Origin of the sequence: Coprococcus sp. RTP21428st1_C9_RTP21428_210409 (assembly GCF_040227395.1) — a bacterium.
Classification (GTDB): Bacteria; Bacillota; Clostridia; order Lachnospirales; family Lachnospiraceae; genus Coprococcus; species Coprococcus aceti.
In genome coordinates this window covers 25,404-32,770 of sequence record NZ_JBEHVV010000030.1, presented here as the reverse complement: position 1 = coordinate 32,770, position 7,367 = coordinate 25,404, and the positions used below count along the sequence as shown (strand labels likewise).

Below are 7,367 nucleotides of genomic sequence, written 5' to 3'. Positions count from 1 at the left end.
CATCCACATATTTTAGCAGACGCATTATGGTATTACCAGTGTAAATGCCACCATTTTGCCTGTAAATGTTGACATTTCACCTGTTATGTCTATTTGCTTTTTATTGTACAAATGTTATAATAAATATACATTTTTAATATATCTTTTGTGCATTTTGATGGCAGTATCTGGAAGTTCTATCACAAATGCGCAGTGCAAAGGAGGAGATATTTTTATGGCAAACAGATTCGTACTCAATGAAACCTCTTACCACGGAGCGGGTGCCATCGCTGAGATCGCCACAGAGGCAGTCGGCAGAGGCTTCGCCAAGGCTCTTGTGTGCTCAGATCCTGATCTGATCAAGTTCGGTGTGACCAAGAAGGTCACCGATGTTCTGGACGGTGCAGGACTTGCATACGAGATCTATTCCAACATCAAGCCAAACCCTACCATAGAGAACGTGCAGCAGGGTGTGGCCGCATTTAAGGCTGCTGAGGCAGATTACATCATCGCCATAGGCGGCGGATCATCCATGGACACTGCCAAGGGTATCGGCATTGTTATTGCTAACCCTGATTTTGCAGACATCAGAAGTCTGGAGGGTGTTGCACCTACAAAGAATAAATCAGTTCCTATATTTGCAGTTCCAACTACAGCCGGAACCGCAGCAGAGGTAACTATCAACTACGTCATCACAGATGTTGAGAAGAACCGCAAGATGGTATGTGTTGATCCTAAGGACATTCCTGTTGTGGCATTTGTCGATCCTGAGATGATGAGCTCCATGCCAAAGGGACTCACAGCAGCCACAGGTATGGATGCACTGACACACGCAATCGAGGGTTACATCACCGCAGCCGCATGGGAGCTGTCAGACATGTTCCACCTCAAGGCAATCGAGATCATCAGCCGTTCGCTCAGAGGGGCTGTTGCCAATACACCTGAGGGCCGTGCAGATATGGCTCTTGGCCAGTATGTTGCAGGCATGGGCTTCTCAAATGTAGGTCTTGGAATCGTTCATTCCATGGCTCATCCACTGGGAGCTCTGTATGACACACCTCACGGTGTTGCCAACGCGATTATCCTGCCTACTGTAATGGAATACAATGCAGAAGCAACAGGAGAAAAGTATCGTGAGATAGCAAGAGCCATGGGCGTCAAGGGCGTAGACGACATGACCCAGGAAGAATACAGAAAAGCTGCAGTTGACGCAGTACGCCAGTTATCCATCGATGTAGGCATTCCTACAGACCTTAAAGACATTGTAAAGCCAGAGGATATTCCATTCCTGGCACAGTCAGCCTACGATGACGCATGTCGTCCGGGCAATCCAAAGGAGACTAGCGTGGAGGATATCACCAAGCTCTACGAGTCATTGATCTAACTGACCCATTAGATCAAAATATGTCAGTCCTTTGCCGGGACTTACATATTATATATGGGACCTCACCAGTCCCCTTAAACCCCTAAAAACTAACTAAAAGAACTCCTGTTACAGAGATTTTGCTCTCTCTGCATCAGGAGTTCTTTTTTTGTTCGTCGGATCCATCTGTCATGCTCTGATGGACTCAAGAATATACTCTTGAAACTCATTCATATTCTTAAATATAAAATCTGCCTTATCCCTCATCTCATCATCCGGCTGCACGAGGTCCGGGATCATGGCAATCTTCATCCCTGCCGCATATGCTGCTCTGACTCCGTTGTATGAGTCCTCCACCGCCCATGCACTCTCCGACTCAACTCCAAGCTCTTCACAGGCCTTCAGGAATATATCCGGTGCGGGTTTGCTCCGATCTACCATGTCTCCACATACAAGCTTGTCGAAGTAATCTATCACCCCGAGGTTGATGAGCTCCATGGTGACTACCTCTTTTCTGGTGGATGTGGCAAGGGCACATGGTATGCAATTATCCCTGAGCATCTTCAGCATGTCCGTAACTCCCGGCTTCAGCACAAGCTCTCCCTCTGCCGCTGCCCGGTGGAATTCCGCCGCCATCTCACCCTTGAGGCTCTCATATCTCTCCTCATCCAATGTATCCTGTCCTTCACCACATCTTCCTTTGTACATCTGCACGAACAGCTTCTTCGCCGCCTCACGGTTGAGTCCAAGGGCAGCCATACAGAAGCTCTCTATGTCCTCTATGCCATATTTGTCCGCTGTCTTCTGCCAGCTCTTGACAACCAATTGTTCTGAATCGAGGATGACTCCATCCATATCAAACACCACTGCTTTACAATTCATATCTCTTCCATCTCCCAATAATACAACAGGCTTCCACAGCATCTCTGCCATGGAAGCCTGTTATCATCTGTCATCTGACATCCGTCCGATCACTTTATTCTATTAAGCATCTTTTTCTGTCTTACCAAGCTTTGTCTTCATGTAGTACCAGAGTGGACCTGTGATACATACTGAAGAGTAAGCACCGATAACTACACCAGCCATAAGTGTGAGAGCGAACTCCTTGATGGATGCCACTCCCATGATATACAGAACGAATATTGTAACAAATGTTGTGAGTGATGTATATATTGTTCTGCTGAAGGTCTGGTTGATACTCAGGTTGACTATATCCTTGTATGTGGCCTTCTTAGGCTTCATAACACCTATATTCTCTCTTACACGGTCGAATATGATGATAGTCGCATTGATCGAGTAACCCACTATGGTAAGCAGACATGCGATACATGTGTTACCAACTGTAAGTCTCAGTATAATATACAGACAGAATACCATCGCAACATCGTGGAGAAGTGCGATAACTGCACTTGCACCAAACTTCACATCATGGAATCTGATAGCAATGTATATAAGCATCAGGATAGCTGCAAGGATGACTGAGAATATAGCGTTCTTGGACATCTCGCTGCTGACTGATCCACTTATTACGTTTGCCTCCTTGACATCTGCGCCAAGCTTGTCTGTGAGTGCGCTGCGCACCTTGGACATCTGTGAGTCATCTGTTCCGTCATCTGAAAGCTCAGGCATCTTGAACACGATCTCATTTGTACCTGATACTGTCTGTACTGATATTCCCGCTTCACCGATACCGGCTGCCTCTGCAATGACAGGAACTATATCTTTCTCAGCCTCGCTAAGTGAGTACTCTTTGTCAAAACCTACTGTAAGGCTTGTACCGCCTGCAAACTCAACACTGAAGTTAAGTGGTGAACCCTTTGACTTATTATTAACAGGCATCATACAGAAGCATGCGATGATCACAATGAGTGATCCGAGCATACAGAACTTACCTGCCTTCACGAAGTTTGTCTTCTTTGGCTCTCTTGCAACGCCGAAATACTTGGCATCTGTAACGCCGAGATTTACAAGCGCTGTGAGCAGTGACTGACTGACTGCCAGAGCTGTGAATACTGAGAGAACAACACCGATAGCCAGTGTGATCGCAAATCCCTTGATAGTACCTGTTCCGAATATTCCAAGTACAAGAGCTGCTATAAGTGTTGTAACGTTACCATCTATGATGGCTGACAGGGCATTATGGAAACCACCCTTTACAGCCTGCTTTACGGACTTGCCATCCGCCAGCTCCTCTTTGATACGCGTGAATATGATTACGTTGGCATCGACCGCCATACCTACTGACAGGATAACACCAGCTATACCAGGAAGTGTCAGTGTTACGTTGAACAGATTGAGTACCAGCAGATCAAGTATTGTGTAGAATGCCAGAGCAAATGATGCCACAAGACCTGGGATCCTGAATACTATGATCATGATAAGAAATACAAGTGCAATACCGATCGCACCTGCCTTAAGGCTTGTGCTGATGGCATCTGATCCAAGTGTAGCACCTACTATATTGGAACGAACCTGCTTAAGTGTAAGAGGAAGTGCACCGATACGGATAGTAGTAGCAAGCTGCTCGGCCTCCTCGTAGCTTCCGATCTTGTTGATTTCTGCGCTTCCGCCTGTTATGGCTGACTGTACTGTTGGTGCACTTACGACCTTGTTGTCATATATAATGTATACTATATTCCCAACATTTGCCGCGGTAACGTCAGCGAACTTCTGAGCTCCCTCATCGGTGAATGCAAGCTGTACCACATTGTCATTGCCGTTATCTGAGTCAATTCCGGCTGTGGCATTCTTGATGTCATCTCCTGTAAGAGCAGCCTCATACTCCTGTCCCTGTGACCACTTTGTGTAGTTGTCAGGATCAAGGAACTCAAGCTTTCCCTCAATATTCAAAGCCTCAAGTATCTCATCCGCATTGGTAACTCCAGGTATCTCTGCTGTGATCTTCTTATCTCCATCCTCGTATACTGAGTACTCGTTGGTATATGCCTCAACTCGTTTCTCAATCTTATACTTGGTATCCTCGAGATCTTTGTCACTGTAATCGTCTTCCTGAATCTCGTAAGTTACACTCAGACCGCCTTTAAGGTCAAGTCCAAGCTTGATGTACTCGACTTTACCTCTGTCCGCAACACCGAATATCGCTGTATATATAGCAACACCCAGTACAAGCAGAAAGGCTATGATGACGAGCACAGCATTTCTCTTTGTTTTCTTCATCGTCTTCTCCTTTTACCCTTTTTATTCCTCTTCTGCCTCATCGGCCATAGCCGCCTTCAGCATGATTGCACATTCTATACGCTTCTTCTGAAGCTCACAACCTATGTCATATGCATCAAGTATATTGCCGTGGAACTTGTATGAGTTGGCCGCACAGCCACCGCTACAATAGAATCTTGCAAAGCAGTCCTTACACTTATCCTTGGCATATACATTGCACAGCTTGAATTCATTGACTATATCCTGATTCTTGATTCCATCGAATACATTTCCTATACAGAAATCATCCTCACCAACAAACTGATGGCAAGGATAAAGGTCTCCCCAAGGAGTGACCGCCATGTACTCTGTACCTGAACCACAACCGGAAAGTCTCTTGGCTACGCAAGGTCCACCCTCAAGATCTATCATGAAGTGGAAGAAATTGAAGCCTCTTCCCTCCTTATGTCTCTTGATCATCTCCTTAGCCAGGATATCGTACTGCTCAAGCAGTACCGGTATATCCTCTTCCTTTATAGCATATGGCTCGTCCGGAAGTGATACAACAGGCTCAACGGATATCTGGTCAAATCCCAGATCCGCCATATGAAGCACGTCCTGTGAGAAATCAAGATTGTTATGAGTGTAAGTACCTCTTACGTAGTAGCTCTTGCCTGCTCTCTTCTTGGCAAATTCCTGGAACTTGGATAGTATCACATCATAACTTCCCTTGCCATTCCTGGTAGGTCTCATGTAGTCGTGGACTTCCTTCCTTCCATCTATGCTGAGCACCACGTTCGCCATCTCTCTGTTGGCAAATTCCATGATCTCGTCATTCAGAAGCACTCCGTTGGTAGTAAGTGTGAATCTGAACTTCTTGTCATACTTCTCCTCAAGGCTTCTTCCGTATTCCACAGTCTTCTTGACTACATCCCAGTTCATAAGCGGCTCACCGCCGAAGAAATCCACCTCGAGATTTCTTCTTAAACCGGAATTCGCAACCAGAAAATCCAGGGATTTCTTTGCCACCTCAAGTGACATAAGCGCCCTGTCTCCCTTATATTCTCCCTCACCGGCAAAGCAATATCTGCAGGCAAGGTTACAGTCATGGGCGATATGCAGACACAACGCCTTGACAACTGTCTTTCTCTTCTTGAAATCTATAATATAATCTTTGTATACGTCATCTGTAAATAATGTTCCGTCCTCTACCAGTTGGGCTACCTCGTCATAAGCCTCGGAAACATCTGCGCTGTCATACTGTGACAGTGCCTTTATAATCTGCTCTTTATCATTCTCCTCATATAAAGAAATAATATCATAGACAAGATCGTCTACGACATGTACAGAACCACTACAGACATCAAGCACTATATTATAACCATTGTTCTTGTACTGATGAACCATAATTCTCCTTCAATATATTCCATCGGATCTATCCGTGAAATTCTAATTCAAGGCGCCACACACGGCACCCTTATACACGCACTAAAGAGGACTGTCATCATAAACGACGGTCCCCTTTAGCTGATCAAATACAAACCTGTTACAAATTACTTGTTGTTAACATTCTCACAGCTCTGATTACCAACTGTGCATGATGTCTTACAAGCTGACTGGCATGATGTCTGGCACTCGCCACATCCACCCTTGACCATTGTATTCTTCATAGTCCTGTTTGTGAGTGTTTTAATTCTCTTCATTCTGGATACACCTCTCTTTTTATGTCATATACCGGGATTATAACACAAAGATATATAAAGTAAAAGTTTTTTTTAACTGAGCATAGCCCCCAGCATCCCGCCTGCAACGCACATAATACACTTGGTTATAACTGCTATTCCCTCTCTGTCGCCTGAACCTGTAAACAGCACCGACACGGTCAATGCGACCGATATGTAAGTCAGGCCATACACCATCCCCCACAGGAAACGCTTCTCCCTGACTTTTCTGCCCGTAACAAAGCCCCCGGCAAATGTGGCCACTATGTATATCACAACAACCAGTATACCGAGCACCTTATCGCTTATCCCCACTTTGTATACGACCACCGCCGTTATAAACAGCATGATTATCGTGAGCAGATAGGACAGGATCAGTCCCTTTACAACTCCCATAAATTTCTGACTTGCAGACATACTACCACCATATTCTTTACTCTTTACATTATTATGATGTTCCTCCTCATTTTATTAATAAAAATACAGCCTGTTTACTCAAACAGGCTGCATATATCTTCTATATCATAAAAGGTTTTGTATGCACGCTCGCGCGTGATACCATTTGGTTTTATCAGATCCACCACCATGACCGTACATAGCCCTGCCCGGCTGGCAGATATGATACCATTCACAGAGTCCTCAACGGCCACCGCTTCGTCCGGGTTTACGCCCAGCTTCCCGCAGGCCTTAAGATATATATCAGGCTCCGGCTTTCCGTGGGTGATCTCGTCTCCGCATACCTTTTCATCGAAGTATCCGGCTATTCCAACGCTATCAAGTCTCTGCTGCGCCCTCGTCCTCGCAGTGGAGGTTGCAAGTGCTATCTTCACGCCGTGTTCTTTTAAGAATCTCAGCGTGTCCTCGACATGTGGCTTTATGTCTATTCCATACTTTTCCACATGTTCATCGAACAGATCCATTGTTCTCTGTCTGAACGCAAGATAATCAAAATCTTCGCCCATTATTTCCTTAAACACCCGGGCGTTGGAGGTCTTGTTGCCTCCAGCCACCCGGTCACATACATTTTCCATCTGTGCCTCAGGAATCCCTATGCTCATGCCGTTTTCCTTCCAGCACTTCCTGTATATCTTCTCCGTGTCTACCAACACGCCGTCCATATCAAATACAACTGCCCTGTACATAGCACT

At 45.5% G+C, this 7,367-nt stretch carries 7 protein-coding genes; 1 reads left to right on the top strand and 6 read right to left on the bottom strand.

Annotated features, from left to right (window positions below):
- The first annotated feature begins 214 nt into the window (after positions 1–214).
- Positions 215–1,363 (top strand): lactaldehyde reductase, encoded by a 1,149-nt coding sequence (gene fucO / locus ABUA34_RS07705; protein WP_015534330.1) that lies wholly within the window; start codon positions 215–217, stop codon positions 1,361–1,363.
- A 168-nt stretch (positions 1,364–1,531) separates the two neighbouring features.
- Here the strand turns inward: fucO and ABUA34_RS07700 are convergent, their stop codons facing one another.
- The 6 genes from ABUA34_RS07700 to ABUA34_RS07675 form a co-directional block, all read right to left on the bottom strand.
- Complete coding sequence (locus tag ABUA34_RS07700) at positions 1,532–2,275, bottom strand: HAD family hydrolase (RefSeq protein ID WP_055222425.1); 744 nt, start codon at positions 2,273–2,275, stop codon at positions 1,532–1,534.
- A 51-nt stretch (positions 2,276–2,326) separates the two neighbouring features.
- Entirely contained in the window at positions 2,327–4,519 is a 2,193-nt protein-coding gene (secD, locus tag ABUA34_RS07695; RefSeq protein ID WP_349823110.1) for a protein translocase subunit SecD, read from the bottom strand.
- A 21-nt stretch (positions 4,520–4,540) separates the two neighbouring features.
- The gene (gene scfB, locus ABUA34_RS07690) at positions 4,541–5,905 is read right to left on the bottom strand and encodes a thioether cross-link-forming SCIFF peptide maturase (protein WP_015534333.1); all 1,365 of its coding nucleotides are present in this window, start codon (positions 5,903–5,905) and stop codon (positions 4,541–4,543) included.
- A gap of 146 nt (positions 5,906–6,051) precedes the next feature.
- Entirely contained in the window at positions 6,052–6,201 is a 150-nt protein-coding gene (gene scfA / locus ABUA34_RS07685) for a six-cysteine ranthipeptide SCIFF (RefSeq protein WP_015534334.1), read from the bottom strand.
- A gap of 72 nt (positions 6,202–6,273) precedes the next feature.
- On the bottom strand, positions 6,274–6,615 hold the full coding sequence (locus ABUA34_RS07680; RefSeq protein WP_242849692.1) for a TIGR04086 family membrane protein: 342 nt from the start codon (positions 6,613–6,615) through the stop codon (positions 6,274–6,276).
- Between the two features lie 95 nt (positions 6,616–6,710).
- A complete protein-coding gene (locus ABUA34_RS07675) occupies positions 6,711–7,361 on the bottom strand; it encodes an HAD family hydrolase (protein ID WP_161171488.1) in 651 nt (216 codons plus the stop codon).
- Positions 7,362–7,367: the final 6 nt, after the last annotated feature.

Coding starts and splice junctions, on each gene's coding strand:
- scfB (WP_015534333.1), bottom strand. CDS start 5,905: ATGGTTCATCAGTACAAGAACAATGGTTATAATATAGTGCTTGATGTC.
- fucO (WP_015534330.1), top strand. CDS start 215: ATGGCAAACAGATTCGTACTCAATGAAACCTCTTACCACGGAGCGGGT.
- ABUA34_RS07680 (WP_242849692.1), bottom strand. CDS start 6,615: ATGGGAGTTGTAAAGGGACTGATCCTGTCCTATCTGCTCACGATAATC.
- scfA (WP_015534334.1), bottom strand. CDS start 6,201: ATGAAGAGAATTAAAACACTCACAAACAGGACTATGAAGAATACAATG.
- ABUA34_RS07675 (WP_161171488.1), bottom strand. CDS start 7,361: ATGTACAGGGCAGTTGTATTTGATATGGACGGCGTGTTGGTAGACACG.
- ABUA34_RS07700 (WP_055222425.1), bottom strand. CDS start 2,275: ATGGCAGAGATGCTGTGGAAGCCTGTTGTATTATTGGGAGATGGAAGA.
- secD (WP_349823110.1), bottom strand. CDS start 4,519: ATGAAGAAAACAAAGAGAAATGCTGTGCTCGTCATCATAGCCTTTCTG.